The organism is Armatimonas sp., from assembly GCF_964826245.1.
In genome coordinates this window covers 1-26,948 of the sequence record NZ_CBAYMC010000020.1, presented here as the reverse complement: position 1 = coordinate 26,948, position 26,948 = coordinate 1, and the positions used below count along the sequence as shown (strand labels likewise).

Annotated in this window: 25 protein-coding genes and 1 pseudogene; 9 read left to right on the top strand and 17 right to left on the bottom strand. The window is 56.8% G+C overall.

The genetic code is table 11. The features are described from left to right. The 5 genes from AC1XOS_RS03620 to AC1XOS_RS03600 form a co-directional block, all read right to left on the bottom strand. The coding region (locus AC1XOS_RS03620) for a hypothetical protein (RefSeq protein WP_481960851.1) at nucleotides 1–608 on the bottom strand (608 nt) is incomplete at its 3' end. After that, nucleotides 605–1,057: a DUF6896 domain-containing protein gene (locus AC1XOS_RS03615; RefSeq protein WP_481960850.1), complete on the bottom strand. Its 453-nt coding sequence runs from the start codon at nucleotides 1,055–1,057 to the stop codon at nucleotides 605–607. The genes AC1XOS_RS03620 and AC1XOS_RS03615, both read right to left, overlap by 4 nt. 2 nt (nucleotides 1,058–1,059) lie before the next feature. Continuing rightward, nucleotides 1,060–3,546, bottom strand: a complete 2,487-nt coding sequence (locus AC1XOS_RS03610; protein ID WP_481960849.1) for an RHS repeat-associated core domain-containing protein — start codon at nucleotides 3,544–3,546, stop codon at nucleotides 1,060–1,062. A gap of 264 nt (nucleotides 3,547–3,810) precedes the next feature. After that, nucleotides 3,811–4,149 carry a hypothetical protein gene (locus AC1XOS_RS03605; protein WP_481960848.1) on the bottom strand — a complete coding sequence of 113 codons (339 nt, stop codon included), beginning with the start codon at nucleotides 4,147–4,149 and terminating at the stop codon, nucleotides 3,811–3,813. Nucleotides 4,150–4,166: 17 nt separating this feature from the next. Beyond that, nucleotides 4,167–5,090, bottom strand: a complete 924-nt coding sequence (locus tag AC1XOS_RS03600; protein WP_481960852.1) for an RHS repeat-associated core domain-containing protein — start codon at nucleotides 5,088–5,090, stop codon at nucleotides 4,167–4,169. A gap of 8 nt (nucleotides 5,091–5,098) precedes the next feature. Between AC1XOS_RS03600 and AC1XOS_RS03595 the strand changes: the two genes are divergently transcribed. Beyond that, nucleotides 5,099–8,476 (top strand): CRTAC1 family protein, encoded by a 3,378-nt coding sequence (locus tag AC1XOS_RS03595; RefSeq protein WP_481960847.1) that lies wholly within the window; start codon nucleotides 5,099–5,101, stop codon nucleotides 8,474–8,476. Here AC1XOS_RS03595 and murJ read toward each other — a convergent pair. From murJ to AC1XOS_RS03575, 4 genes are read right to left on the bottom strand one after another with little or no spacing between them, the layout of a single operon-like run. After that, nucleotides 8,424–10,148, bottom strand: a complete 1,725-nt coding sequence (murJ, locus tag AC1XOS_RS03590) for a murein biosynthesis integral membrane protein MurJ (protein WP_481960846.1) — start codon at nucleotides 10,146–10,148, stop codon at nucleotides 8,424–8,426. The genes AC1XOS_RS03595 and murJ overlap by 53 nt on opposite strands. Nucleotides 10,149–10,194: 46 nt before the next feature. After that, the gene (locus AC1XOS_RS03585) at nucleotides 10,195–11,619 is read right to left on the bottom strand and encodes a DUF1501 domain-containing protein (RefSeq protein ID WP_481960845.1); all 1,425 of its coding nucleotides are present in this window, start codon (nucleotides 11,617–11,619) and stop codon (nucleotides 10,195–10,197) included. 9 nt (nucleotides 11,620–11,628) lie between these two features. Further along, entirely contained in the window at nucleotides 11,629–12,543 is a 915-nt protein-coding gene (locus AC1XOS_RS03580; protein ID WP_481960844.1) for a phytanoyl-CoA dioxygenase family protein, read from the bottom strand. Nucleotides 12,544–12,549: 6 nt separating this feature from the next. Continuing rightward, on the bottom strand, nucleotides 12,550–13,380 hold the full coding sequence (locus AC1XOS_RS03575) for a phytanoyl-CoA dioxygenase family protein (RefSeq protein ID WP_481960843.1): 831 nt from the start codon (nucleotides 13,378–13,380) through the stop codon (nucleotides 12,550–12,552). 58 nt (nucleotides 13,381–13,438) lie between these two features. Here AC1XOS_RS03575 and AC1XOS_RS03570 point away from each other — a divergent pair. From AC1XOS_RS03570 to AC1XOS_RS03540, 7 genes and pseudogenes are all read left to right on the top strand, one after another. Next, a pseudogene (locus AC1XOS_RS03570) lies at nucleotides 13,439–13,609 on the top strand (glycerophosphodiester phosphodiesterase family protein); the annotation flags it as partial. Nucleotides 13,610–13,851: 242 nt separating this feature from the next. Next, entirely contained in the window at nucleotides 13,852–14,208 is a 357-nt protein-coding gene (locus AC1XOS_RS03565; protein WP_481960842.1) for a DUF2237 family protein, read from the top strand. Continuing rightward, a complete protein-coding gene (locus AC1XOS_RS03560; RefSeq protein ID WP_481960841.1) occupies nucleotides 14,205–14,624 on the top strand; it encodes a hypothetical protein in 420 nt (139 codons plus the stop codon). Before AC1XOS_RS03565 ends, AC1XOS_RS03560 begins: the two co-directional genes overlap by 4 nt. Further along, nucleotides 14,599–15,228, top strand: coding sequence for a glycoside hydrolase family protein (locus tag AC1XOS_RS03555; protein ID WP_481960840.1), 630 nt, complete (start codon nucleotides 14,599–14,601; stop codon nucleotides 15,226–15,228). Before AC1XOS_RS03560 ends, AC1XOS_RS03555 begins: the two co-directional genes overlap by 26 nt. Nucleotides 15,229–15,474: 246 nt before the next feature. Further along, entirely contained in the window at nucleotides 15,475–15,954 is a 480-nt protein-coding gene (locus tag AC1XOS_RS03550) for a hypothetical protein (protein WP_481960839.1), read from the top strand. 3 nt (nucleotides 15,955–15,957) lie between these two features. After that, nucleotides 15,958–16,338 carry a matrixin family metalloprotease gene (locus AC1XOS_RS03545; protein ID WP_481960838.1) on the top strand — a complete coding sequence of 127 codons (381 nt, stop codon included), beginning with the start codon at nucleotides 15,958–15,960 and terminating at the stop codon, nucleotides 16,336–16,338. Between the two features lie 12 nt (nucleotides 16,339–16,350). Next, a complete protein-coding gene (locus AC1XOS_RS03540) occupies nucleotides 16,351–17,121 on the top strand; it encodes a hypothetical protein (RefSeq protein WP_481960837.1) in 771 nt (256 codons plus the stop codon). Between the two features lie 2 nt (nucleotides 17,122–17,123). Here the strand turns inward: AC1XOS_RS03540 and AC1XOS_RS03535 are convergent, their stop codons facing one another. The 6 genes from AC1XOS_RS03535 to AC1XOS_RS03510 are packed head-to-tail and all read right to left on the bottom strand — an operon-like array spanning nucleotide 17,124 to nucleotide 23,722. Then, the gene (locus AC1XOS_RS03535) at nucleotides 17,124–18,443 is read right to left on the bottom strand and encodes an ABC transporter permease (RefSeq protein WP_481960836.1); all 1,320 of its coding nucleotides are present in this window, start codon (nucleotides 18,441–18,443) and stop codon (nucleotides 17,124–17,126) included. A 41-nt stretch (nucleotides 18,444–18,484) separates the two neighbouring features. Continuing rightward, a complete protein-coding gene (locus AC1XOS_RS03530; RefSeq protein ID WP_481960835.1) occupies nucleotides 18,485–20,083 on the bottom strand; it encodes a tetratricopeptide repeat protein in 1,599 nt (532 codons plus the stop codon). Further along, nucleotides 20,084–21,466, bottom strand: coding sequence for a tetratricopeptide repeat protein (locus AC1XOS_RS03525; RefSeq protein ID WP_481960834.1), 1,383 nt, complete (start codon nucleotides 21,464–21,466; stop codon nucleotides 20,084–20,086). 15 nt (nucleotides 21,467–21,481) lie between these two features. Beyond that, nucleotides 21,482–22,564: a Holliday junction branch migration DNA helicase RuvB gene (gene ruvB / locus AC1XOS_RS03520; protein ID WP_481960833.1), complete on the bottom strand. Its 1,083-nt coding sequence runs from the start codon at nucleotides 22,562–22,564 to the stop codon at nucleotides 21,482–21,484. Between the two features lie 3 nt (nucleotides 22,565–22,567). Continuing rightward, nucleotides 22,568–23,200: a Holliday junction branch migration protein RuvA gene (gene ruvA, locus AC1XOS_RS03515; RefSeq protein ID WP_481960832.1), complete on the bottom strand. Its 633-nt coding sequence runs from the start codon at nucleotides 23,198–23,200 to the stop codon at nucleotides 22,568–22,570. A 48-nt stretch (nucleotides 23,201–23,248) separates the two neighbouring features. Beyond that, nucleotides 23,249–23,722, bottom strand: a complete 474-nt coding sequence (locus tag AC1XOS_RS03510; RefSeq protein ID WP_481960831.1) for a methylated-DNA--[protein]-cysteine S-methyltransferase — start codon at nucleotides 23,720–23,722, stop codon at nucleotides 23,249–23,251. 45 nt (nucleotides 23,723–23,767) lie between these two features. On the opposite strand from AC1XOS_RS03510, the gene AC1XOS_RS03505 reads away from it, so the two are divergent. After that, nucleotides 23,768–24,250 carry a glutathione peroxidase gene (locus AC1XOS_RS03505; RefSeq protein WP_481960830.1) on the top strand — a complete coding sequence of 161 codons (483 nt, stop codon included), beginning with the start codon at nucleotides 23,768–23,770 and terminating at the stop codon, nucleotides 24,248–24,250. Nucleotides 24,251–24,280: 30 nt separating this feature from the next. Here the strand turns inward: AC1XOS_RS03505 and AC1XOS_RS03500 are convergent, their stop codons facing one another. Continuing rightward, entirely contained in the window at nucleotides 24,281–26,620 is a 2,340-nt protein-coding gene (locus AC1XOS_RS03500) for an MFS transporter (RefSeq protein ID WP_481960829.1), read from the bottom strand. Nucleotides 26,621–26,678: 58 nt separating this feature from the next. Then, nucleotides 26,679–26,948, bottom strand: a 270-nt coding sequence (locus AC1XOS_RS03495; RefSeq protein ID WP_481960828.1) for a 2Fe-2S iron-sulfur cluster-binding protein, incomplete at its 5' end; no start/stop codon positions are given.

The window sequence follows — 26,948 nt, the reverse complement described above, 5'->3', positions numbered from 1 at the left end:
CGGCCATAGACAGACACGCCATTAAGCTTAGTCTCGCTAGAGGCAACGCGGCCAACCGCATCGTAGTTCATCACATCCACAAGGCCGTTGGGATGGTAGACGCTTCTCGTCTCGCCAAAGACGGTGACGTTAGCGGTCGTGTCGCCGGAGACGGAGTTCTCGCTTTTGAACATCCTGCCGAGGCTGTCGTAGTTGTAAGTCGTGGTTTCGGCGCTGGCAGTCCCCGCATTCTCGACCACCTGCTTGACACGATCCAGCGCATCGAACTGCGCGACATACTGACTCCCCAGCGGCGTGACCGTGTTGCGTAGACGGTGGAAGCTGTCATAGGTAAAAGCGTAGAGCTGCGGAACCAGAGCGCCAGGCGGCAGGTCGCTGATGCCGTTGAGCTGGTACTTTATCAGTGGGTCGTAGTCATACAGCGTAGACGAAACCCCGACTCCCTGCGGGTTCTTGTAAGTTGTAGAGGCAATGCGGTCGCCAGAAAGATACGTGTTGACAATAGACTGCCCCAGAGCATCCGCCGCTGATTTTAGCTCCCCATTGAAGCCCCAAACAGAGCTAATATGTGCAAAAAGAAAAAACGTAAGAAACCTAGAAGACATCATAATTTGATGTTTAATTTTACTAATTCATTATCTAAATACTCTTTTCTATATAAGAGATCGTCCTGAAACGCAGTCAAATATTTTCCTATCTCGTCATCATCTATCGCCTCTTGTATATAAAAATCTAAATAATCAATATCAATATCTTTTTTCAATTCTTTATGATTTTTATCAATATATTCTAATAGATTAAAGCTATCAAAACCTCCAGAAATACCGAAATATCCAAAATTAAAATCAATTTCTTTTCCTTCTATACATAGAAAAATACCATTTCCATGAAATTTGTAATCAATCACAGGATAACCATCAAGAAATCCTCTTCTGTACAATCCGCTACTACGCCATTCTAAAATATTACCAATCCTTGTTTTTTCTTTGAATGCAGACAGGGCGTTAGCAGCATCTTCTTCAAAGTATTTTACGATTTTAAGCAATATTGTATTCATTTTTAAAACCTCATAGTACCATCAGGGTTAAAAGTAGTATGAACATCCCCCCAATGTCTATAGCTTAAAAATGGAAGTTCTCTTTCAACTACAGGCACTTCTGGATGCCTTTGCCATATTGCTGCTTGTCCACGGTGATTTCCATCAAGCACCCAATAAGTCCCATTGGTATCCTCGATCACATCTAAAGGTGTTTTTATACCATTTTCTTTTATATCCAAGCTGAATTTCATCCATGCCTCTTTTTCTTTTCTAGTCATTGTAGAAAAGTCTAACTCAGGAGGTTCAGCTAGTGCTATTTTCCCCGTCGGTACCATTTTACGAGGGCTCTTTGAAATTGCCCCAACTTCCGCCGCCGCCCTCTCCGCTGCCATCCCTTCTCCGAGTAAACCGCCACCACCCTCCGCTGCCGCTGCTGCTCCACCAGCCCCCTTAGACAATCCTCCAGCCAGACCGGCAACTCCCATTGGCCAGAGGGCTTTCGCTTCTTTATACCCCGGTTGGCAACGATAGCTGCCAAACCAAGGTGCGGTGGCATCACGCCAAGCATTGTAGATCGTCGCGCCGGGAGAGCCTGCACATTCAGCTCCAGGGTTAATCAAACCTAAGCAACCATCGAGTGCAGCAACACCACTAGTTGCAAGACCATCACCAAGCCCTCCTAATGTAAAGTCGCAGTCACCGAATCCAGAAATAGACATCTTGAAGAGTCCGAGTGGATCGGTGAAGTTAATGGGATCGTTTCCGCAGTAGGCGAAGAAGTTGCTGCCGCCGCCAAAGCCAATCGGGTCTTCGCTGATGAAACGTCCTAACCCCGGCGAGTAGTAGCGGTTGCGGGCGTAGACAAGGCCGCTTTCGTCGTGCTCCAAGCCCGTGAAGCCGTAGTTCTGACCGCCGAAGCTGTTGAGGTTCTGCGAGGAGTTGACCTTGCCGAACGGATCGAAGCTGTTGAGCTGGGCCACTTGACCGGCGTTATTCAGTAAGGCGACGATGCTACCGATGTGGTCGGTGATGACGGCGTTGCCGCCAAGATTCGTGTGGTCGTCTAAACCGTTGGTCTTGGCGAACAGGCCGTTGCCACTTCCACCACGCCCCGACCAGCCAGACCATTTGTAAGAGCGAGGAGAACTGCCGCTCACACTCTTGCTGATTCTTCGGTTGTAAAGATCGTAGCCGAACGTGCTGGTTTGACCGCCCGAGGTAATGGAGTCAAGCTGACCACGGATGTTCCAAGTGAGCGTGTCCGAGCCAAGCTGGGTCATGTTTCCGTTGGCATCGTGTGAGGCGGAAAGAATCCCACCACCACCCGCCCCCGCAGTACCCGTCAGCCGGTTGGCCCAGTTGTAAGCAAAGCTGCGGTTTACCCCATCAACGCTCTCCGACGTGCGGTTGTTAGCAAGGTCATAGCCGTAGCTGTAGTCATGACCGCCACGAGCAACGGTTTTGAGTCGGCCTAGGCTGTCGTAGGAATAACTTGCCGTCACCTCCATGTCGTCAAGCGTCTTCTCCTGGGTCAGCTTGCCCACGGAGTTAAACGTGTACTTGCGGCCATAGACAGACACGCCATTAAGCTTAGTCTCGCTAGAGGCAACGCGGCCAACCGCATCGTAGTTCATCACATCCACAAGGCCGTTGGGATGGTAGACGCTTCTCGTCTCGCCAAAGACGGTGAAGTTAGCGGTCGTGTCGCCGGAGACGGAGTTCTCGCTTTTGAACATCCTGCCGAGGCTGTCGTAGTTATAGGTCGTGGTTTCGGCGCTGGCAGTCCCCGCATTCTCGACAACCTGCTTGACCCGATCTAGCGCATCGAACTGCGCGACATACTGGCTTCCTAGTGGCGTGACCGTGTTGCGTAGACGGTGGAAGCTGTCGTAGGTAAAAGCGTAGAGCTGCGGAACCAGAGCACCAGGCGGCAGGTCGCTGATGCCGTTGAGCTGGTACTTTATTTGCGGGTCGTAGTCATACAGCGTAGACGAAACCCCGACTCCCTGCGGGTTCTTGTAAGTCGTAGAGGCAATGCGGTCGCCAGAAAGATACGTGTTGACAATAGACTGCCCTAAAGCATCCGCCGCTGATTTCAGCTCCCCATTGAAGCCCCAGTTCGATGTAGAAACCTGAGCAAGAGGATTCTCAACGCGGTTAAGGCGATCCATCTTGTCGTAGCCAAACCACCAGCTATAGCCACGCCCATTCTTAAACTGCTTGGTTCTGCCCTCATTGTCGTAGTCGTATTCCGCAAGGGTGAGAGTCTGACCAGAGCCCCCATTGGCAATATTGGGAACATGCATGACCTTGGTTGGCTGATCCATGACGTTCAGATCAACATTGAAAATCTCACCACGGGCATCTTTGACCTGACGGACACGCCCCGCCTCGTCGTAGCGATACTCCGAGCTGCTGCCCACGGGAAGCCCAATGTAACCTGTTAATGTCCCGGCTCCCCAGCTTGCATGGAAGAACTCACCACGGGGCGTATAAGAATACTCCACACGTCGGGAAGGACTGTGATTTGTGGTGATACCAGGGTCAACAAGAGAGTACTGGAGCGAGCCATCGAAATTGTAACCATAGCGCTGCGTGGGAAGGCCCGCACGCTCAATTTTTTCAACGAGTCCACTCTGCTGCGGTATCTCTCCCGCTCGTATTTCCTGAATACTCCAAAAATGGAACGCTAGACCAAAGGTAAAAAATCTAAACCAAGAAAGTAATGCCATTTTTAATTCCGATTAATTTTTCTGAATATGACTTTTATTTTAAAATTTCGCATCAAAAATATCCAAATTATTTTCTTCTATGTGAAAACCAGATGCTACTACTGCAAATGAATGACTATCATTACGCATAATAAGAATATTATCACTAGTTAATTCTTTTCCAGTTATATTAGACAAACGTAATATATCTAAATCACTGGGATATTCAATATTAATATTACCTAAAAAACGACTAACTTCTAAATATTCAATATCTATACAGTATATATCAATATTATTATTATGTAAATTATCAGAAGGACTTCTAAACAAAGCCATTCCATGACTGACTGTATACTTCCAAAACTGAAATATTCGCCCTTGAAGATTTTTATTCATAAAAAGATTCCTTAATTCTACTGAAATGGGTTAGGTACAGTGATTCCATTCTCCCAGAACGTTAGGGAGTTCCAGAAAGAAGAATTTTCTCGGATAGTCAATAATTCCCAATCGGTTGCACCACCACGACCCGATGCAGCACGCTGAATCCCCTGCCAAATCTGAACGCCATCAAGATTAAAATGCACTTGTGTATTTGGATCAGCGAGCTTTTGCCATACTCCATTTTTCCAATTTACTACATCAGGAAGATTTTTCCAAGTATCAGCACCACGTGCAACCGCAAATTCATCAAGTCCTTCTCTAATCCCAAGGGCAAAGGGTTTATTAGCACCAGCAGCACTAGTAGCGACTCCTTTTGCCGCCATCATACCTTCGGCAGTTTCTACTGCCATCATACCCAATCCAGCAGTCGCAAAGCTAAAAGCGGCACCACAGTATTGGTCACGCACTTGTTCTATGGCACGGTGCGCCCAGCGAGAGCGTGCACTCTTGCCGTCCATACCCTCGTGCTGGCTCCGCATACTCACGAAGCCACCGTCGAAGGCGGGGCTACTCTCGTCCACTTCAGCGCGTGAGCAACGATACGGAGCGGCGGGCGTGCTTGTAGGGCCACCAAAGGCAAGGGTAGGGTTGTCAGCAGTGCCACCGATCCAAAATCCGCCCCCACCATAAAGCCCCATTGCCATCAGTCCGAGTGGATCGGTGAAGTTAATGGGGTCGTTGCCGCAGTAGGCGTAGAAGTTGCTGCCACCGCCAAAGCCAATCGGGTCTTCGCTGATGAAGCGTCCCAAGCCCGGCGAGTAGTAGCGGTTTCTTGCGTAGACCAAACCGCTTTCGTCGTGCTCAAGCCCGGTGAAGCCGTAGTTCTGACCGCCGAAGCTGTTACCATAGAGGCGTAAGGGCTTGAAAGGGAGGAATTCGCTTTGCCGGGGCCGTATAGGCTCTTGTGAAGCGATCCTCTTTTTCTTTTTCGGTTCTCTCTGTGCTGCTGGTCGGCTGCCTTGGTTCGAGCTGCTCGGGGGGAGCGAAAGACCCCGCAGAGGCGATCTCGCAGTTCTATATCGGGACACTCGCGCTCCAGACCGGCGAGGACAACCATCCTCTGCCAACCCTCACCAAAGCCTACGAGCTGGCCCCCGACGAGCCCGCCATTGCAGCAAATCTAGCCCTGACCTACACCCGCAAAAACCAGCTCGACAAGGCCGCCGAGTTTCTTGCCAAGGCCAAGCAAAACGCCCCCGATGATCCCGATATCGCGGCCATTGAGGGGCTGATCCTGGGCAAGCAGGGCAAGTACGCCGAGGCGCTGGCGGCCTACCAGCGAGCCGTGGCCAGAGACCCTAAAAACCTCAAGGCGCTCTACCAAATCGCGGAGCTAGGCAAGCAGCTCTCCGGAGCCGATGGCGAGGCGCAGCGCAAGAAAGCACTGGAGGGGATTCTGGCTGCCAGCCCGGATAACCTCGCCGCGCAGCTCTTGCTGGCCCAGACACTCGCCCGGAGCAATGAGGCAGCGGCTCTCGCCCCTTTGCTTGTGTCACTGGAGGCACGCAAGAGCCGCTGGAGTGCAGCCGCGCAGGCAAAGCTCGCCGTGGCCAAGTCCAAGTCTGGGCTAGAGCAAGTCCGAGAGCTGGCACAGCTTGAAAATATCGTCAAGCCGAGCCTCGACTACCAGGCCGGCCTGAGTGAGCTGGTGAACAACTCCAAGGCTCCCGGCGATGCGCTTCAGTACCTTCTCAAGCTCCCCGCGCCGCCCGCCACTCCTGCAAAGCCAGACTCGGGCTTGAGCTACGCGGCACCGACAAGTGCACCAGGCACGCTCGCGCTGGCGCTGGGTGCGGAGAGTAAGCCTGTGGTGGTGGTGCTACCAGAGGGAGCTGTCTCTGTTGCGCCCTTTGACGTTGATGACATCAAGGGCACCTGGGCAGATGAAAACAAGGTCGGTGCAAAACACCCAGATGATCAGAATAAAGACTACAAGCTAGAGCTGGCGGCGGCAGGGCCAGGGGGACTGAAGCTCTACGAAAACGGCAAGCTGCTGGCCACCAAGCTTCCTGCGGGGCCATGCACGGGTGTCTGGGCGGCGGATATCGAGACCGATGGGGACTTGGATCTGATCGTCTCTCCGCCATCGGGCAAGCCGTACGTACTCCAGAACAATGGCGACCGGACGTTTACCGTGACGCCCCCGAAGTTCAACGATGTCGCCTGCCCCATTCGTGCCTTTGCCTGGGCAGACTTCGACGAAGACGGCGATACCGATCCCGCGTTTATTGATGCCAACGGCAAGCTGATCCGCTACACCAACGAGCGCTCGGGAGCCTTCAAGCGCGACACGAGCAGCGGCGGAGAAAATGCCGTCGCGCTCACCGTGGCGGAGGCAAGCGGCGATGCCAAGCTCGACCTGATCATTCTGGAAAAGAGCGGACAAGTCGTGGCGCTGGCGGGCAACAACCAGGCCGTCCCCCTAGTCTCCGCCAAGCTCACCGATCCGCAGCGCATTTTCGCGGCGGACTTGGACAACAATGGCGCCGTGGATCTTCTGATTGCAGGCAAGAAGGAGAGCGAGGTCTGGCTCAGCGATGGGCCAGGGAAGTTCGCCAAGGAGCCGATTGCCACTCCCCTTGCGGTCACGAGCATCGCGGATCTAGATGGCGATGGCCTGCTGGACGTCGTGGGAACAGCCAACAGTAAGCCCGTCCAGAGCCTGGCATCTGGCAAGGAAAAATACAAGTCCCTCACCGTCACGCTCAAGGCCGACTCCCCAGACAACCCCGCCGATAAAATCAACACGTTTTGTTTAGGCGGCTCGTTTGAAGTACGCGCCGGACTACTCTACCAGAAGCTCGCTGTCACCGGACCGCAGATGCACCTGGGGCTAGGCACCTACGAAATCCCCGATGCGGTTCGCATGGCCTGGCCCAACGGGCGCAGCCAGAGCACCTTTCGCGGCGATAAAGAGCTGAAGGCCGGAGAGCCACTTGTCGCGGATCAGGCGCTAGGGGGCTCGTGCCCGTTTCTGTATACCTGGAACGGCAAGGAGTTCGTCTTTGTCACCGACTGCATCTGGCGCTCCCCGCTGGGTCTAAAAATCAATGCCCAGGACACAGCCGGTGCGACCCAGACCGAGGACTGGGTGAAGGTGCGCGGCGATCAGCTCGCGGCCAAGAACGGCTTCTACGAGCTCTCGATTACCGCCGAGCTCAATGAGACGCACTACTTCGACCAGCTCTCCCTCATGACCGTGGACCACCCCGAGAACACCGAGATCTTTGTCGACGAGCGCTTCAACCCAACCCAGGGGCCGCTCTTAAAAGTGATTCCGACGGGTCCGACGCAGGCATTTGGTGAGGTGCGCGGCTGGAAAGGCCAGGATGTCCGCGACACGGTCGCTCAGAGAGACACGCGCTATCTGGATGACTTTGGACGGGGCAAGTACCAAGGAATTGCCGGCGACCACTGGGTCGAGCTGGCGCTGCCCGAGAGTGCGCCCCGAAACACGCCGCTCTACTTAATCGCCCACGGCTGGCTCCATCCCACCAACACGTCGCTCAATGTCGCCATGAGCCAAGACAAGTCACAAGGGCCGCCGCAGGGGCTCTCACTCTGGACACCGGATGGAAAGAGTAAAGACGGCTGGAGCAAGAAGCGCGATGCTCTAGGTTTTCCGGCGGGCAAGCTCAAGACCATCGTGCTGCGGCTCGACGATATCTTCCCCGCTGGCTCACCCCGGCGCGTGCGCCTGCGTACCAACTTAGAGGTGTTCTGGGATCAGCTCCAGTGGGCGGAGGCACGCCCCGACAGTGTGCTCAAGATCCAGCGCTTGCCCCTCGACAGCGCTCAGCTACGCTACCGGGGCTTCTCGGTTGTCAAGGCGGTAGATGCCTCCTCGCCCGAGCTGCCCGTCTCTTACGCCGAGCTAGGCGGAGAGACACCACGCTGGCGCGATCTGACGGGCTTTGTGACCCGCTTCGGGGACGTGAAAGCACTGCTCACGGGAGTGGACGACCGCTACGCCATTCTCAACGCGGGCGACGAGATCCTCTTCAAGTTCCCTGCCTCAAGCGCCCCGGAGGCGGGCAAGAAGCGTGATTTTGTGGTCATCAGCGACGGCTGGGAGAAAGACGGCAATATCAACACGACATTTGGCAAGACGGTCGGGCCGTACCCGCTTCATGCGCTCAAGGACTACCCCGTCAGCTACAATAACCTCACCGACGACCCCGCCTACCAAAAACACCCCGAAGACTTTGCCAACTACCACACCCGCTGGGTCACTCCTGAGGCGTTTGTGAATGCGTTTCTTCCACCACAACATCGGAAGTAGCGGACTTGCGGCGGAACATGTCCCGGACCTTACCAAGCTCTGGGACACGAAGCAGAGTGCACGCCACGATATAGACCGCCAGCGCCGCCACGCTTGCCAGCAGAAAGACTCCCGTGCCGTGGAAACGAGCACTGTCCTTGGTCGCCTCCGTGGGAAGGTGCCAGAAAAGGCGCAGGAAGAGCCCTGCCACGCCGCTGGCAAGGAGAGCGGAGAGGGTGATCTTCAGCGCCGCACGAAGCAGGCCCTTCAGGTTAAGGCCCCCCACATAGATCTGCAGCGTGTAGTAGAAGATGACCATGTTTAAGGTGCCCGCAATCGAGAGGGCCAGTGCAAGGCCACGAAAGCCAAGCCCGCCGATTCCCGGAAGCACCGCACAGAGCGCCGTAAATAAGAACACCATGCTGGTGGTGATAATCACCGGGGTCTTGCTATTCTGCTTCGCATAGAACCCACGTGCGAGAACCGCTTGTGCGCTCCAAGCAAATGTCCCCAGCGAGTACATCCGTAGTGCCGTCGCGGAGGCAAGCAAGTTGGTAGTGGTAAACACACCACCCGCGTCTTCCATAAAGCGCCCTTTGAAGTAGATCGCGGCAATGATCGGCTCGGCTAAAACCGCCATCAGCAGCGAGGCCGGCAGGGTGAGAAAGAGAATCTGGCGGATCCCAAAGTGAATTTCTTTCCGAAACTCTTTCATATTGCCACTGGCAGCGAGGGCAGCAATCGTGGGAAAGATCACCATGGCCGATGCTTGCGCGAAGATTCCAATGGGTGCTTGGGTTAGGTTATAGGCATTACGAAGGGCAGACAGTGTCCCTTCCCCCGATGCAAAAGAGCCCGTAATCCAGAATCCGAGCTGTGAGAGCGAGAGGCCTAGAAGGGCTGGGAGCATCAGCTTTCCTACTTTACGCACACCAGGATGGCTTGTGTCAAAGTTAAACTGGAACTTCGCCCCCGAGCGCTTGAGCTCCCAGAGCTGCAAGAGGAAAGGCCCCAGAATGGCCCCTATCAATGCTCCCCAGCACATTGCATCAATGCTACGAAGCTTTGGAGCGACAAACACTTGGGTAAGCCCGCCCAGAATAATCATGCCATTGTAGGCAATCGGCCCCAGGTTCGGAATGAGAAAGCGCTTGCGGGCATTGAGTGTCCCCATCATCAGCCCTCCCGCAAAAAAGAACCACTGCGCCGGCAGGAGGATACGAGAGAGTCGCGCAATTTCGGTCCAGGCCGCTTGCTGCGAGGGAGGAGCATTCTCAGGATGGAGCAGTACCCGCCAGGCATCCCAGAAGCTTACTTTTATCTGGTGGGGCAGCCCAATTCCAGGATTCATAAAGCGCGCTAGGGGGGCAGCAAGAACCTCCATCACAACCACCAAGGCAAGCGCGACACAGGCCACGATGCTCATCACGGTTCCGAAGACTTTCCAGGCATCCCGCTGCTTGCCTGTGGTCCAGTACTCCGTGAAAACGGGAACAAATACCGTCGCGAGGGCTCCCCCCGCAACTAAATACTGCAAGATATCGGGGATGCGAAACGCCGCTGTGTAGATATCGGTGATCTGGTTCTGTCCGAAAACCTGGTTGATCACCATGTCTCGAACAACTCCCAGGACGCGAGAGAGCAGGACAAGGGCCATAACCGTCAGGGTATTCTTACCCGCCGAACGTGTCATATCGTCATTATCGTACCACAGGCCTCCCTAGGCATGGAAAAAGCGTTTAAGCCAGAATCTTCTTGACAACATTGCCCTCCACATCGGTCAGGCGGAAATCGCGGCCCTGGTAGCGGTAGGTCAGGCGGGTGTGGTCAATCCCAAGCAGGTGGAGAATTGTGGCGTTAAGGTCGTGGACGGGCACAGGATCTTGGGTGATGTTGTAGCCGTAGTCATCCGTAGCCCCGTGGACGATCCCTTTCTTGATACCGCCGCCGGTCATCCAGAGCGAGAAGGCCCGTCCGTGGTGGTCGCGTCCGTAGTTATCGCGCTTGAGCTCACCCTGGCAGTAGACCGTGCGCCCAAACTCCCCGCCCCAGATCACCAGCGTGTCGTCTAATAAGCCCCGCTCTTTCAAGTCCATCACCAGCGCCGCCGACGGCTGATCGGTGTCTTTGCACTGGCTCCGAATCGCGCCAGGCAGGCCCCCGTGCTGGTCCCAGCCACGATGATAGAGCTGGATAAAGCGCACGCCCCGCTCCGCTAAGCGCCGCGCCAGCAGGCAGTTGGCGGCAAACGTCCCCGGCTTGCGGCTCTCCGGCCCGTAGCGCTCAAAGGTCGTGGGCGACTCTTTCGACAGGTCCATCAGGTCCGGCACCGATGCCTGCATCTTGTAGGCCATCTCGTACTGCGCGATCCGGGTGACGATCTCCGGGTCGTGGACACGTGCAGACTGCATGGCATTGAGCTTCTCCAGCCCATCCAGCATCCGCCGCCGGTCATCGCGCGAGAACCCCGCTGGGTCGTTGAGGTGCAGAACCGGATCCCCCACCGAGCGCAGCTTGACCCCTTGGTGAATACTGGGGAGAAACCCGCTGCCCCAGAGTCGGCCAAAGAGCGGCTGGTCGTTGGCCCCACTCGACGCCAGCGAGAGCAGCACCAAGAACGCCGGAAGCTCACTATTTTCTGACCCGAGGCCGTAGCTTAGCCACGCGCCCATGCTCGGGCGGCCTGGCTGCTGCGAGCCCGTCTGGATAAACGTAATCGCCGGGTCATGGTTGATCGCATCGGTGTGCATCGAGCGAACCAAACACAGCTCATCAGCGATCTTGGACGTGTGTGGCAGCAGCTCCGAGAGCTCCATCCCGCTCTTGCCGTACTTTTGGAACTTAAACATCGACGGTGCCACCGGCAGGCGCTTCTGCCCGCTGGTCATCCCCGTGATGCGCTGCCCCTGGCGGATCGCATCGGGCAGGTCTTCGTCGAAGCGCTTCTCCAGCCCCGGCTTGGGGTCAAACAAGTCCAAGTGCGACGGCGCACCGCTCTGGAAGAGATAGATCACCCGCTTGACCTTGGCCGGGTGGTGCAGCGCCTTGAGGGCCCCCTTGCTCTCTAGACTTGCAAGCGCTGCGGTTCCTAGGCCCGTTCGGGCGGCGTTCGAGAAAAGCTGGCGGCGCGTCTCAATCAGCGCGGCCTCACGTCGTGGATCCATGTGCCTATTCTAGCATATTCGTCGCTCGGGCTGGAGGAGCTTGGGGTTCCAGCCCGAGTAGGTGAGTGGGAGCCTGCGCCAGTAGTACTGGAGCTCATCGGAGTGCCAGTTTTCGTAGACTTGCTCCCAGGTCAGGCCGCAGTGTGGCAGCAGCGACTTCTCTTCCACCGGCTCGGAGAGGGGCTGATAGCGCACATCGAACGAGAGGCGGATACGATTGGCGAACTGGCTGGGGAGGGCTTTGTGGACCGTGAAGGCGGGAAACGTCAGCACATCCCCCAGAGCGAAGTCCCCCTCGATCCAGTCGTCTTCGTGTTCTTCCCAAGGGCAGGTTTGAATGGCGATAGCTCCCGCGCCCTTGGCAGGCTTCAGCGGCAGGTAGCCCAGCTTGTGCGAGCCGCGCAGCACTTTCAGTGAGCCCAGCTCGCGTGGGCAATCCCCGAGGGGAAACCAGCAGGTCCAGGTATTTTGCGTGCCTTGGATCAGCGGGAAGTCCTGGTGCGGCGGGGTGGGAAAGACGGCGGGGTGCGGGGAGATCATGCGGATAATATGCCGGGCATGCACCAGCACTTCGTCGGCGAAGAGCGTCTTGTAGAGCGCGAGGAGCTTGGGATGATGCGGCAAGGCATGAACGCTTTCGAGCTTTTGGACATCGTTGTAAGCGGCAGCAGAGACCCCAATATCGGTGCGCATTGCTGACTCTGGCACAGCAGCAAGGGCTGCTACATCCAGCATCCCTGTAGCCTCTCCCTCGTCCTGAGCGAGCCAGCCGTGCTGACGGACGACATTGAGAAGACCCGTACGGACGGGGAGAATCGCCTCGGCAGGAAGCAAGCCCCGGAAGAACAGATAGCCCTCAGTGGCGGCGCGCTCCCGGAGCGCGTCACCGTTGCTAAGGATCGGCGTGGAGTCTGTGAAAAGCATGAGCCGCTAGTGGACAGCCTTCTTCCAGACGAGCGGATTGAGCGTGTCGCTCTCCAGAACATCCCCGATCTTCAAGCTCTGAAAATAGTCGTCGGGGAGGATGTTCTGTGTCCCATTAAACGTCGCGCCCTCGGGCATGTAGCCGCAGGTCATCGCGCGGCGGGGCTTGTTGGTCATGTTCGCCCCCGCCCCGTGTGCGGTTAGCCCATTGTGAAAGACCGCAGAGCCCGCCGGACAGGGACAGGCCACGGGCTCGATCTCGCGCCACTCGGGGTAGACCTTGAACAAGTCCGACATATTCTGCCCAATGCCTGCATTCTCCCAAGTGGCAGTTTTGTGCGAGCCGGGGATGTACCACATGCAGCCATTGCCCAGGGTCGCATCGTCGAGCGCCACCCAGAGCGAGAGCGTGTCGCGGGTGGAGAAGCTCCAGTACGGGTTGTCGAGGTGCCAGCCGGTCGGGTTGCCAAACGGCGGCTTGAAGAGCGCCTGATCGTGCCAGATACGGATGCCGTCGATTCCCGCAAGCGTCGCCGCCAGCTCCCCAAGGCGCGGGTCTAGCATCAGCTCTTTCATGCCCTCGTGGGTTTCGAGGAGCTTGATGCACTGCGTGAAAACTTGGGCGTAGTAGCTATCCGGGTTCTGCTGGTTGGAGAGAATGCGATTTGTCCCTGTGCTATTCACCCCCTCCGCCGTCATCGCGAGGCGCTGATCCACCGCCTCTTGGGTCGTGTGCTGCCAGTGAGCCAGCTCTTTGGCATCGAGAAAGTTCTCGATCACCAGGAAGCCATTTTCCCGATAGGAGGCAAGCTGTGCCTCAGAAAGTTGGTTCTTCATCGTAGTCTCTATTGTACTTAACAATCTCGGATTATGACTGCGATAGGCTAGGAGAAAGATGAAACCTCACGTAACCTCCCCTCTTGTGATTGCGCATCGTGGTGCCAGCGGCTCCCTGCCCGAGCACACGCTAGAAGCCAAAGCGATGGCCCATGCGCTTGGTGCCGACTTTATCGAGCTCCATGACATTCACAAAGACACGATTAGCGATGTTGCCACCAAGTTCCCCCCTAGCGAAGTCAAGCGCCTACGCACGGAACTTGGCTGGAAAGGCCGCCTCATCATGCTGCTCGATAGCGTGGTGAAAGGCGACGATGGCACGGAGTTCCCTGCGCTACAGCGGCCTGTATGTCAAGTCTAGGGAAGAGCTTCTTGGAAAACTCTTTTCGGAAGCCAAAGTGGATGGGCTCTTCTCAGACTTCTGTGGCACAGCAGTACGCTATCTGGCAAAAACCAGGTAAATTAGTCGGTATGGCACGAAATGTTTTAGGCGATCCGCTCGTCCCTTGCTCCCATGAGCCCCTGACGGGCTTCTACCGCGACGGCTGCTGCAACACAGGCGGTCAGGATCAGGGCTTGCACCTGGTCTGCGCCGTGATGACGGCAGAGTTTCTGGCGTTCTCGAAAGGCGCAGGCAACGATCTCAGCACGCCACGAGAAGAGTGGGGCTTCCCTGGCCTGAAGCCGGGGGATCGGTGGTGCTTGTGCATGGGACGCTGGATCGAGGCCTACCAGGCGGGCTTTGCGCCCAAGCTTGTGCTGGAGGCGACCAATGAGCTGGCGCTGGAGTGGGCAGATCTAGCGACCATGAAAGAGTATGCGATATGAACGAAGACGAGGCACTCTCGCAGCTCCGGGAGAGCTCCGAAAAGCCCGCGCTTCAGAGTAAAAAATGGACGATGGCGCTGATTGGGCTGGTGTCCGTGATGGCGACCTACGGCACCGGAATCACGGTCTGTGTGATGAAGCCGGAGATTGCGCCGCACGTGGTCTCACTCTCCACGATGGTGATCACGTTTCTAGGGAGCCTGGTCGGAGCCTACACGATTGGGCAGAGCTTCGTGGACTGGCGCACGCAGGCCAGTGTCGCTACCGTGGCGCAGACCAGCCGAGAGGACGTGAATATCCATCAGGAGCTGATTCGGCGCACCATTGATGTCAGCTCCCGTGCCAAAGAAGAGGACTACTCGCTAGAGATCGCCGACCCATCGGGAGCCAATGGAGCCGACACCGATGGCCCTTAGCAGCGCGTCTCTTAAGCTGATCTTGCAGTTCGAAGTGGGCGGCGGCAAGACCTACTACGAGAAGCTGCTCAAGTCCCCCACCTGGCCCGGTGAGGCCTCCGGGGTCACGATTGGCGTCGGCTATGACCTAGGCTACTACGACGCAGCGCAGATCCAGGCGGACTGGGAAGACTACCTCACGCCTAAAGCCCTCAAGCGCCTGATCGCCTGCGCGGGCAAGAGAGGCAAAGATGCCGAAAAAGCCATTGCGGGCGTAAAAGATATCGTCATTGACTGGGACGATGCTCTCGCGGTCTTTAAAAACACGACGATCTCGACGTTCTGGCGCAAGGCCAAGCTCGCCTTTCCGGGTGTCGAAAAACTCCACCCCAATGCCCGAGGCGCGATGCTCTCGCTGGTCTTTAACCGGGGGACGTCGCTGGTTGGCGAGCGGCGCAAAGAGATGCGGGCCATCAAAGAGCTGGTCACCGAGAAAGACTACGAAGGCATCGCCGATCAGCTAGAGGCCATGAAGCGCATCTGGGTGGGCACCACGATCGCCGAGGGCATGAACCGCCGCCGCGACGCAGAAGCCGCACTGGTGCGAACGGCGCTAAAGGCTTGATTACTCATAGCGCAGGGCGTTGATCGGGTCGAGCTTGGAGGCGCGGACGGCTCGGTGTGAAATATCTCACTAACAGATGGGGGTGGGTACAGGTAGAATCGATGTAGGACGATACCAAGGAAAGAATTTTCACGTAGTCATGATTTTACCTACCATAACACTTTTCACTTATTCTGTTGGTAACAAGTTAATTTCGCCAAGCTTACTCACAATACCTACTATGCTTCAAAAAAAAACGCAGTAAAATTGGCGGCTCCTTATCTTGATTTCTTAACTGAGATAAACCTTAACGAGGCTGGCATCTCTAATGGAGATAATAATAATCCGATACAAGAGATGACCCTGACAGCCTTTACATCTTTATCCACAACTATTCCAAAATCAGGCGAAACTGTCAATTTTTCTGTCGGTTCAGCACTAATGGGAAAAGTTATTCTCTCGGCGACTAGCGCAGTAACAGATTCTACAGGAAGATGTTATATCACTATCAAATCTGCGAGTGGTTTTCCTTATGAACAGGGGATTATCTTTGCAAAATGGACACCGTCCTGGGATACAAGTGCTCATCTAACATCACAAATAACGATAACTTTAGCATCCTTACCATTAACAGACATACCTCCTCCTATTGAGATTAGCTTAGTCAGCCCTAGTAATCCGCTAACTTACTCAGATGATTCTTTACCTTATATCAGCAATTATACGAGCCAATCACGATATGATTGATTTATGGCAGGAAAGATTTCATTCACCATAGTTGGTCTCCTGTCACAGATTTCCTGGTCTCCAGTTTCAATACCTCCTGAAGATTCTGCGTGGGGTCAAATGGTAGATTTACAATTCCCCTTAGGGAAAGTAATTTGGTTCAATGAAAACCATTTAGATCCAAACCCATTTACAAATGGATTTCATGGCGTTGCAGCATCACAGCGCCATAACTTGCGTCAAGTTGCGAATCATGAGCTTGGTCATGCTCTTGGTTTGGGCCATATTGGAAGTTTACCGAGTATTATGTTTCCTGCTCCACAAGGATTCTTTTTTTCCGGAAATCAAACACCCCAAGCTTTCGATAAATCTGTATTATCTGGTGTCTATCCTCAACCACAATAAAGTGATAAATGTATGCAAACAAAAACGAACAACGTAACGATGAATACCTCACCAAGAAAATATCAACGCCCTTTTGATCCTAGATTTAAGGCAGATTATATAACTTCATCGGATTTCGAACCAGCACCATTTCTTCTTGAACATTTGATATTTAGTTCGAATATTATTGCAATAGGACAGTATGAAGGAATCCTCCAATATCGCCACTGTCCCAGAAATAGTTATGGCCCTATTCAATGTGTTATTTATGGATTCCAAGTGGAATCTTACCTAAAATTATCTTCTCAACTTGAAGGAGATTCCTTTTTAGATGGTGGAAATAACAAATTTCTTAAAATTTTTCATCTCGGCGGCCCCTTGATCTGGGAGGATAGGAATTCAAAACAACGAGGCATTGGATATAAAAAGATAGGATTGTCTTTCCCTTTACTGAACAATCGCTACATCGTCTTCTTGAAAGATCCTAAAATCCACAACACTCTTATGATAAAAAATGGATATTTAGAGTATAGCCAAGATGGCGAAATCAAGGGGGAGAATCATTATGCCGACGAATTCGAATATAACTATGGCAAATATGGGATGGTTCTTTTAAAAGATAATCGAGCGGTCGCGGGACAAGTGGTAGACGATCCTAAAAATGCACACTGGAATATTGGAGCAAATGTCTATAGAGGAAAAAGTGGATCACCCAATCTACAAGTCACCAATGTTAGCGAAACTGAAGCAATAAATAACATCAAGACCATTGTTGCGAAGCAACTAATTCAATCCAAAGGCTAGCTTCACTCGTAGCGCAGGGCGTTGATCGGGTCGAGCTTGGAGGCGCGGACGGCGGGGTAGATGCCAAAGAACATCCCGACGCCCACGGCGAAGCCAAAGCCCAGCCCAGCGGCCCAGAGCGGCACATAGGTGGGAAGCTGGTCTTTCATCGCAAACCCAATCAGCGCGGAGATGCCGTAGCCAAAGGCCACGCCTAGCAGGCCCCCAACCCCAGAGACCGTCATGCTCTCTGTCACAAACTGCGTGAGAATATCGGCGCGCTTTGCCCCCACCGCCTTGCGTATTCCGATCTCTTTAGTGCGCTCTGTCACCGAGACCAGCATGATGTTCATGATCCCAATCCCACCAACGAGCAGCGAGAGAAACCCCACGCCACCCAGCACGATCTGGAAGACCATCAGCACTTGGTCGAGGCGCTTGAGGAGCCCCTCTTGCGTGTCAATGATAAAGTCTTGGGCCTGTGCAGGGTGCCGGGCTTTTAAAATCGCAAAGATCTGATCCGCCGCTGCCTCCGCCGTGCCCTCACCTCGGGAGCGTGCGGAGAGCATCGCGACAATCTTGCCGCCGGTGAAGCGCTTCTGCATCGTGCTAAAGGGAATGAGGATCTGGTCGTCGGGCGAGCCATCGCCAAAGTTGTTGTTGCCTTTATACTCCAGGACTCCCACCACGGTCAGCGGCAGACGTGCCTGCCCAATGGTCACTGTGATCACCTTGCCCAGAACCTCTTCGCCTTCGTCAAAGAGCTTTTTCTTGACTTTGTCGCCAATCACGCAGACCTTGGCCCAGCTCTGCTGATCATCCATGCCCAGCATTCGACCTTGTGCGACACGGAGCTTGTTGGCCTCTTGGGCGGCCACGGCATCCAGAGCGCCTTTTAGATTGAGATTCAGCCCACTGCCGGAGAAGAAACGCCCCTGGTCTACTTTGATGGAGTTCACCGAGAGATAGTCCCCCGTCGCGCCGACGGCCTTGGCACTGAAGTCTTTCTTGCCACGAAGGGCTTTGGCAGAGCCCTCTAAGCGCGGAACAATCGTCTCGATGAGCGTCGCGCGACGCTCGATGGCTTGGACATCATCCATCGTGAGGCCCTCAAACGTTCCGGTATTGCGCTTCTCACGCTTGGGGGAGTAGAAGGCAAAGACCACGTTGCTGCCGTTCTCGTTAAAGTCTTTGACGACTTTTTGCCGCGCTCCCTGGATGATCGAGATCATGATGATCACGGCCCCGACACCGATAATCACGCCAAGCATGGTGAGCAGAGAGCGTAGCTTATTGGCCACCAGCGCCGTCAGCGCCACACGAAACGATTCTAAAAGTTGCACAGAAACCAAGACAACCCAAAGAGCGTGTTAGTTACTTTTGATTATTTTTTTGGACTCTGCGCATCTTTCATCTCGGTGTAGAACTCATTGAGCAGAGTTCTCGCCCGCACACCGGTCGCCGCTTCGCCCGTTTCTAAGTACTCTTGTAGGCTAGAAAAAGACTGAGCGAGTAAGTTGGCAGCCAGCACCCGACGGTTGTGCGCCAGACGAACAGACTCAGAGGCCGTTTCGACAGGAGCCGCGCCACCGAGCAAGTCCACAAGCTGTTTGGCCCGTGTCGCCTGAGTGGCAGTCGCTTTGAAGAAAACCTCACGGCTGAGTTTTTTCTCTTCCCAAGCCGCTCGGTTCTGCACCGCACGCGCCGCAAGCCCCGTCGCGGACTCGATAAAAATCAGGGTGGCCATGGGATTTTGCACCGCAGGCAGGCTTGCCTTTGTCTCTTTAATCGCGTCGTCCAGCGCCCCTCGCGCACTCAGAAGGCGCACCAGCCCCTGGCCCGCCTCGACACTGGCAGGATCACGGTCGCGGATCAGCCGAAACTGAATCTCCGCCGCCTCGTTCTGGCCCTTGGTCAAGAGTAGCTCGGCCAGCCCCAAGCGCGCCTCAGTGTTGTTAGGGTTCTCACCAAGAAGCTGATTGAAGAGCTGGGTCGCGCCCTCTTGGTCGCCCTCTTCCACAAGCACCCGCGCCAACAAGCGTGTCAGGTCACTTTTCTGCTCCGGCGTTGCGCCCGTGGCAAGCTTCATCGCCCGCCGAATCTCCCCCGTCGCCTCGGACGAGCGCTTGGCTTTCTGGTACGCCTCCGCCAGCAGGAGGCGTGGGGCAACACGGCGAGGCTGGTAGTTCACTGCTTGGCGCAACAAAGCAATGGCAGCGACGGGCTGATCCCGGTGGAGCTGCTCTTGCGCCTCCCCCATCATCCGTGTGGCTTCCGCATCAAAGTCTAGTGGAGGGCCTTCCACCACAGCGGGCTTGGGCTTTGCAGGAGGTGGCAAGAGAGTGGGATCGAGCGCGGTACGGCTAAACTCGCGCAGTGGCCCGCCTAAAAATCGCAGAACCAGTGTCCGCGCCGATGTCTCCACCCCGGGTGGGATCGCTCCGACGCTGCGCCGTAGCCCGTCACTGGTTGCTGCAATCGGAATCTTATCTTGCCAGCGCCCTCCTGGTTTTCCTCCTGGTTTAATCTCAATGGACTCGACTTCCAGTATGGGCGAGATCAGAGGAGCCGTCGTGGAGGTTCCGACCTGATCCACCGCAAGCCGAGAGTAAACCGTGAGGATATAGTGCGCGCCTACTGCAGCTCCCAGCTTCAGCCGCGCCGCTTCATCCAGCTCCGCTCCTGCGGGCAGATTGACCTTTGCTCCCGAGAGTGCCTTCTTGAAAAACGTATCACTGGAGTCGTAGAGCAGCGTCGTGACCACGTTTTCTGCCTCAAGCTGCTCGCGAACTGCTCGAGCCGCAAGGTTGATTCGATCCCCGTCGGTGAGGCCATCAATGCCGGTCTTTTGCTCTGCCGCGACAGCAAGCCGCCCCAAAGTCGTGGGGAAAATCAGGACGCGAGGCCGGGCCTGAGCCGAGGCAACAGCGACAGGCAGCACGGCGAGACAGAGCCCCGTTTGTAAAAAAATTCGTCGGTTCAATTAACTTCCTAACACATCAAGCGCTGCACGACAGACCGAGATTCCACGCTGTGCCTGCTCGACCCTTCGGCCTCCACGCACCTGCGCTTCAAACGCCACAATTGCCTGCTGGTAGGCCGAGCGCGCCGGGGCCTTTTCCCCAAGGCGCTGGTGGCACAGAGCGATCCCTTGCTGGACATCTCCCGCAGTGGCACCTGCCGCCAGTGCTTCACGAAATGCCGTGATCGCCTCGCGGTACTTTCCTGCAACTTGCAAGGTCTGTGCCCGCAGCAAAGGATCGCCTCCCTGTAACGGAGAGGAAGAGGAAGAACGTAGCTCACCATTGGAGTTAGAGCCAGATCCCGTCCCTGGGTTGTGCTCACGAACCCGAATAAAGCCCGCGTTATCTGCCGCAGGTGGCGGATCTCCTGCGGGGCCACTGTTATTCGTATTCACAGGGGGATTTTGCGCGGGTGGTGCGGCGGGAATAGAGTCAGGGCCGCGCTGCACACCTCCCAGCGGGGGAAGCTGATTTCCGACCGGGCCACCACTGGAGCTTGGAAATGTCACCGGCGGCACACTCTCCGACCCACTATTGATCTGTGTATCACGCGGATTGGGAAGGACAGGAGTGCTATTACCACCGGGGCGCTCACGACGATCTGAGCGTTCCCTAAAGCTGCTACGCGACTCTGGAGTAGCTCCCATAGGGCGACTCCCGACGGGCGCAAACGGATCGCTACGCGCCTGCATTTGCGGAGCGGACAGCGGGCCACCCATCATGCCGCCAGGCGTGGCTGTCTGCCCTCCAAAGAAGTTGGGGGCTTTTGTTGTGCCCAATTCGGTGATGGCAAGGGGAAGGGGCTTGTCTTTTTTGCTGGTCAGCTTCACCACCACAAAGGTTCCCAAAGAGAGCGCCACCCCACCTGCCACAACCGCCGCCACAATCGGAACCCAGCGGCGCGGCGACTCTTCGTCAGGCACTTCTGTAAGAGTGGGGCGGTTGGGAAGCACATGGACTCCTCGCTTCAGTCGTGCAAGCTTGTCGGCATCCACGGTGGAGTCCGGGTTAGACGCGACGACACGCTCCATCATGGCGATGGCCTTATCGTTTTGCCCGAGGCGCTCGTAGAGAGTGGAGCAGAGAGTGAGCGCAGACGTAGACTCAGGAAGAAGCTCCGCAGCCTCTTCCGCAAGGGGAAGTGCCTCGGCGGGCTTGCCGTGCTGAGAGAGCGTGAAGGCGCGGGTAAGAAGCTGGGCAGCGCGCTCGCGGGCACGCTCTGCCTCCGCCTTCTGGGCCTCTTCTTGTACCAGAATATTCTCTTCCAGAGGAATCTTCTGGCCACACTCTCGACAAAATTTATTGCCGATTGGATTGCGCGCTTTACATCCCGGACAGTTCATGCTCATTGTCTCCGTCTACACGTCAAAAAGCACCGGCCCCTTTCCATAGGGAATCTTCAAGTGCTCGTAGGCCCCACGCATTGCGACGCGGCCACGCGGTGTTCGGTTCAAAAACCCCAGCATCATCAAGTAAGGCTCGACGACATCTTCTATAGTATCGCGTTCTTCTCTCAGTGTCGCGGCCAGGGTCTCCGCCCCCGCCGGCCCACCATCAAATTTCTCGATCAGTGTCCTCAAAAACCGCCGATCAAACTCATCAAGCCCTAGCTCATCCACTTCGTACATTCGCAGGGCGGCATCTGCCATCTCCGCGGTGATCGTCCCATCGCCTCGCACGAGAGCATAGTCACGGGCGCGGCGCAGCAGTCTATTGGCAATACGCGGTGTCCCTCGCGAGCGGCTGGCTATCTGCTCCGAGCCACTCGGGTCAATCACCGCTCCCAAAATCCCTGCTGATCGTGTGACGATCTTGGCGAGGTCGTCGGTTCCATAAAACTCGAAAGTCTCGTGAATTCCGAAGCGATCCCGTAGCGGGTTGGTCAAGAGCCCAGGCCGCGTGGTCGCCCCGATCAGGGTGAAACGCGGGAGCTGGATCTTGACGGTACGCGCCGACGGCCCCTGACCGATCATCATGTCCATCTCGTAGTCCTCCATCGCGGGATAGAGAAACTCCTCTGCCAGACGATTGAGCCGGTGGATCTCATCAATAAAGAGCACCGAGCCTTCTTCGAGGTTGGAGAGGATCGCAACGAGATCTCCAGGCTTTTCGATCGCCGGTCCGCTGGTTGCCTTCAAATTTGCGCCAATTTCATTGGAAATAACATTGGCAAGGCTGGTCTTGCCCAGTCCGGGCGGGCCACTGAGGAGCACGTGATCCAGCACCTGGCCCAGCATCTTCGAGGCGGTGAGGGAGAGCCCGAGGCGCTCTTTGATCTTGGGCTGCCCAATGTACTCCGCCAGCCGCTTAGGCCGTAGCGAGAGCTCCCCGTCATCGTCGCCCCCACTGCCACCGCCCTGAAACCCACCACCAACGAGGCGCTCCGGGGCCACTCTCGCACCACTATCGGCTGTTCTCAAGTCACTTGATTGGATTGGCATTTTTTACCTCGTCAGTCGGTTGAGCCCGGCGCGGAGCACGGTGGCAAACGCCGGGCTGCTATCGGTTTGTAGGGCTTCATTGAGTGCTAGCTCTGCCGCGCGGAGGGCATCGTTTTTGTTGTAGCCTAGGTTAAGGAGGGCGGAGCTGACATCGTCTAAGAGCTGGTCGTTGGCACTGCGGACTTTTACCGTGTGAGTCGCGGCAAGCTGCTCGACGCGGCGGGAGAAGCCCAGACCCGCGAGCTTGTCCTTGAGCTCCAGCACAAGCCGCTGCGCCAGCTTCGGCCCGATCCCCGGTGTTTTCGTGATGGACTTGACGTCCTCCGAGCTCACCACCCGCGCCAGACCATCGCCGCCTAGCGCCGAGAGTAGCGCTAGAGCAGCTTTGGGGCCAACCCCGCTGACCGTGATCAGAAGCTCAAAGACCTGCTGGTCACTCTCGTCCCAGAACCCGTAGAGGCTCAGATCGTCCTCGCGGACAATCATGTGGGTCACCAGAGTGATCGGCGAACCATCGGCAGGCAGGCGCTCGATCACCGAAAGCGGCACCGAGACCCGGTACCCCACCCCATTAACGTCGAGGACGACCACCGGCGTGGCGACTCGAACAACTTTTCCCGTAAGCTGCGCTATCATTGCTTGGATTATACTCTCAACAAGACAGAGAACCCGGAAAGCCTCGCACTAAAACAAACTGGGCTGCTCGCTCTCGAAGGCAAGAAGGCGGGATTTTACGCCCGTGCCGTAGGCGAAACCACCCAGGCCACCATCGGCGGCGATCACGCGATGGCAAGGCACGATGAGTGGGATCGGGTTGGCTCCACTGGCGGCTCCCACCGCGCGGGCGGCGTCTTTGTTGCCCACGGCGGCGGCGATCTGGCCGTAGGTGCGGGTTCGGCCGTAGGGAATGCGGGCCACTTCGGCCCAGACCTGCTTCTGAAACTCAGTGCCCTCAGGGGCAAGGGTCAGCTCGAACTCGGTACGCTCTCCATCGCACCACTCTTGAATCTGGTGCTTGGCCTGCCGCGTCTTGAGAGGGTCGTGGGTGCTTCCGGTGGGCATCGTGTCGCTAAAGTCCAGCGATACCACGGCCCCATCCTCGGCTACCGCAATGGTCATCACCCCAAAGCGTGTCTCGAAAGTCTCGGCGTAGATCATGGAACTATTGTAGCGCACCAGTGTTTTCTCTGCAGGAGAAATGATATGGCATCAATCTATGATTTTACGATGAAGAACATTGACGGCAAGGCAACCCCGCTCAAGAGCTACAAGGGCAAGGTGCTCTTGATTGTCAATGTCGCCAGCAAGTGCGGCCTGACCCCGCAGTACGAGCAGCTTGAGGCGCTCAACAAGAAGTATAAGACCAAGGGGCTTCGGATTCTAGGCTTTCCCGCTAACAACTTCGGCGGTCAGGAGCCGGGCACCGAGGGTGAGATTAAGCAGTTCTGTAGCCTGAACTACAAGGTCAGCTTTGAGCTGTTTAGCAAGATCAGCGTCAAGGGCAGTGATATTCACCCCCTGTACAAGTACCTAACGAGCCTTCCCAAGCCAGTGGGCGGCGATATTCAGTGGAACTTCGGCAAGTTTCTGGTGGGCAAAGACGGCACGGTGATCGCGCAGTTTTCCTCCATGATGAAGCCCGATGACCCTGCCATTCTCGCCGCAATTGAGAAGGCGCTGGCATAAGTTCCCCCCCTAGCCCCCGTCCGGCGGGGGCTAGGGGGGACTGTGACTCAGCATCAAGAGCGCAAGGAGCGCCTCTTCCGCCGGGGGATCGTCGTCGTGGCGGGCTAGTGTGGGGAGGCGCTTTGTCAGCTCGGTGTAGTGGCCCATGCTGAAGGTTTCCAGCAGCGCTTTATCACTGACAAGCTTGTGGAGGGCCTCATCGCGGGCCATTCCCTTCAGCGCCAGCAGCGGGTAGAGCGTCCCCGGCGGCAGAACCGTGTCGGCGGCGGCGTAGAGCGCTTGGAGATACGAGAGGCCACTTCCCTCCAGGCGTCGGGCGGTCTTGAGCAAGAATGGAAAGTGCGTCTCGGGCCTAGGCGCATGGGCGCGCACGAGCCGGGAGAGTGCCACAGCAAGTCGGGCCAGAACCGCGGGATCGGGCTCCTCTGCAAGCTTGACGGTAAGGGGCCAGAGCGTGTCGGGGAGCGCGGGAGCGAGCTTCTCAATCGCGCGGGCGGCGGCCAGACGCATCCCCTGATCCACGTCGGGTACCAGAAGCCCCAGCAGCCGTCGCTCCGCTTCGGCACTGTCTTCGGGGCGCAGGTTCTCGCCGATGGCGGCGAGCGCGGTGCAGGCCGCCTCACAGCGTGTAGGGCGATCGGGGTTGAGCGCCGTGATCAGTGTTGGGGCGGAAGCGGGATTCGCAAGGCGGCCCAGAGCACGTAGCGCGGCCACACGCACGGTTGCATTGGGGCCACGGGATGCGGCTTCGAGCGCAGGGGTGGCAGACCAGTCGCCCAGAAACCCGAGCGAGTGCGCCGCTTCTTCGCCAATGGCCGCCGCGGGGTCAAGTAGCTTGGCCGAGAGCGCGGGAATGGCACGCGTGTCTCCAATCTCCCCCAGCGCTCGTGCTGCGGTTCCCCGCACGGCATGGGCCACATCGTCGAGGGCCTCGACCAGCTCCTCCACCGCCAGCGACGACTTACGCTCCCCTAGCTCGCGCACAGTCTCTTCACGGGCCTCCGCATCGGTAGTCTTGGCAAGCTTCTGTGCCCGCCTAAACCCTCCCATCGTGCCTGTGCCCATCAGCTGCCCCAGCACAAAGCGCGTGGTCTGGCTGTCTTCGACTTTAAGTTGGTGAAGGAGCACCAGCGCTGCGCCGCGCACGACATCGGTGAGCAAGAACATCACCTTGTAGTTGTTCAGGCCAAAGGGCAGACTGAGATGAGAAAGGGCCGTCATCAGTGCTCCTCCCACAATCGGCGAGATACCTCCGACCACGCCCGTGAAGGCCGAGAAAACCGCCACATAGGTGCCGCGCTTGTCATCGGGGGTCATCGAGAGCAAGAGATTGAACTGTGTCAGCCCGACGGCAGCCCAGCCTGCGCCCGAGGTAAAGTTCAGCACCACGATCAGCGGGTAGTTGATCCAGTCGGTGCCGTGATTGGTAAAACACCACAGGATCGGTGCCACCAGCACCAGCCAGCTCCCGATCATCAAGACAGGCCGACCGCCGTACTTATCGGCCAGATAGCCCCAGAGCGGCATGGTCGCCAGGCTCGCCCCGGAGGCAATAGCCCCCAGAAGCTGCACGGAGAGATAAGGCAGCTCCAGGCCTTTTTTGTCCACCTGCCAGGCCATGAAAAACTGCCCCGCCAGCGCCTGCCCGACCACGACCATCCCCGCAAAGGCCAGAAAGCGCCGGAAGTTCGGATCGGCAAACGGTGCTTTGAGCGATGTAAACGGGTTCTCTGTTTGAGCTTGGCGCACCATCGGCGGCTCAGGCTGGCGCAGGATCAGTAGAAAACACACCACGGCGGGAATGGTGGCTAAGCCGAAGAGTAGTGGAAATCCCGTGTCGGGCTTCAGCCGATCGAGCAACCAGGCAGCCGGCAGAGGAGCCAGCATCGCCACAATGCTCGCCAGCCGGTTGCGCCCCGCAAAGTAGCGCCCCCGCGCGTCGCCAGGCACAAGATCGCTCATCCAGCTTGTCCAGGCAGGAACCGTGATGGTCAGTAGCGCCGAAGAGAGAATTAGCAAGATCAAAAAGAGAGTCAGCTTAAGAGGAAGTGGCAGCGGTGCAAGTGCCACGAGTGCGAGTGCCGCCAGTGCCAGCCGCCCTGCTCCTGCTGAGAACGCCACAAAGCGCCGCCGCTCGCCACGCCGCTCAATGTAGAGCGAGGCGGGAATCTGCAAAAGCCCCACGGCAGCAGGCAACCCCGCAAGTAGCCCCAGCACAAAGTCGTTGGCCCCCAGCTGCCGCGCAAACCCAATCTGAAACGCGCCGCCCGTGAGCACCACAAAAACCGTCGCCCACAGTCCCTCCTGCGTCGAGATACGCAGGCCGCGGAGCGCGACCATGCGGGAGATGGGTTCAGGTTCGTCAGCCATAAAGCAAAAAAGCCAGGGCAAAGATGCCCCGGCTTACTATAGCATGTCTAGCGACGCCTTAGTCGGCGGGGCGCTCGCCCGCGCTGTCGAAGACCTTGCCATCGGTGAAGAACGCGCCTTTTGCTTCTTTACCGACCTCGCCCCAGACCGCGACTTTCATGTCGCCCTGGACGCGTAGCTGGCAGGAGAGCCGGTGGGTGGCGATCAGCTCAGGATCTTCCAGAGCGGACTCTTCCTCGTCGGACATGGGCGTCACGTCGCCCTCCAGCACTTGGACGCGGCACGTCGTGCAGGCAGGGACGCCGCCACAGCGGTGCAGGATCGGAAT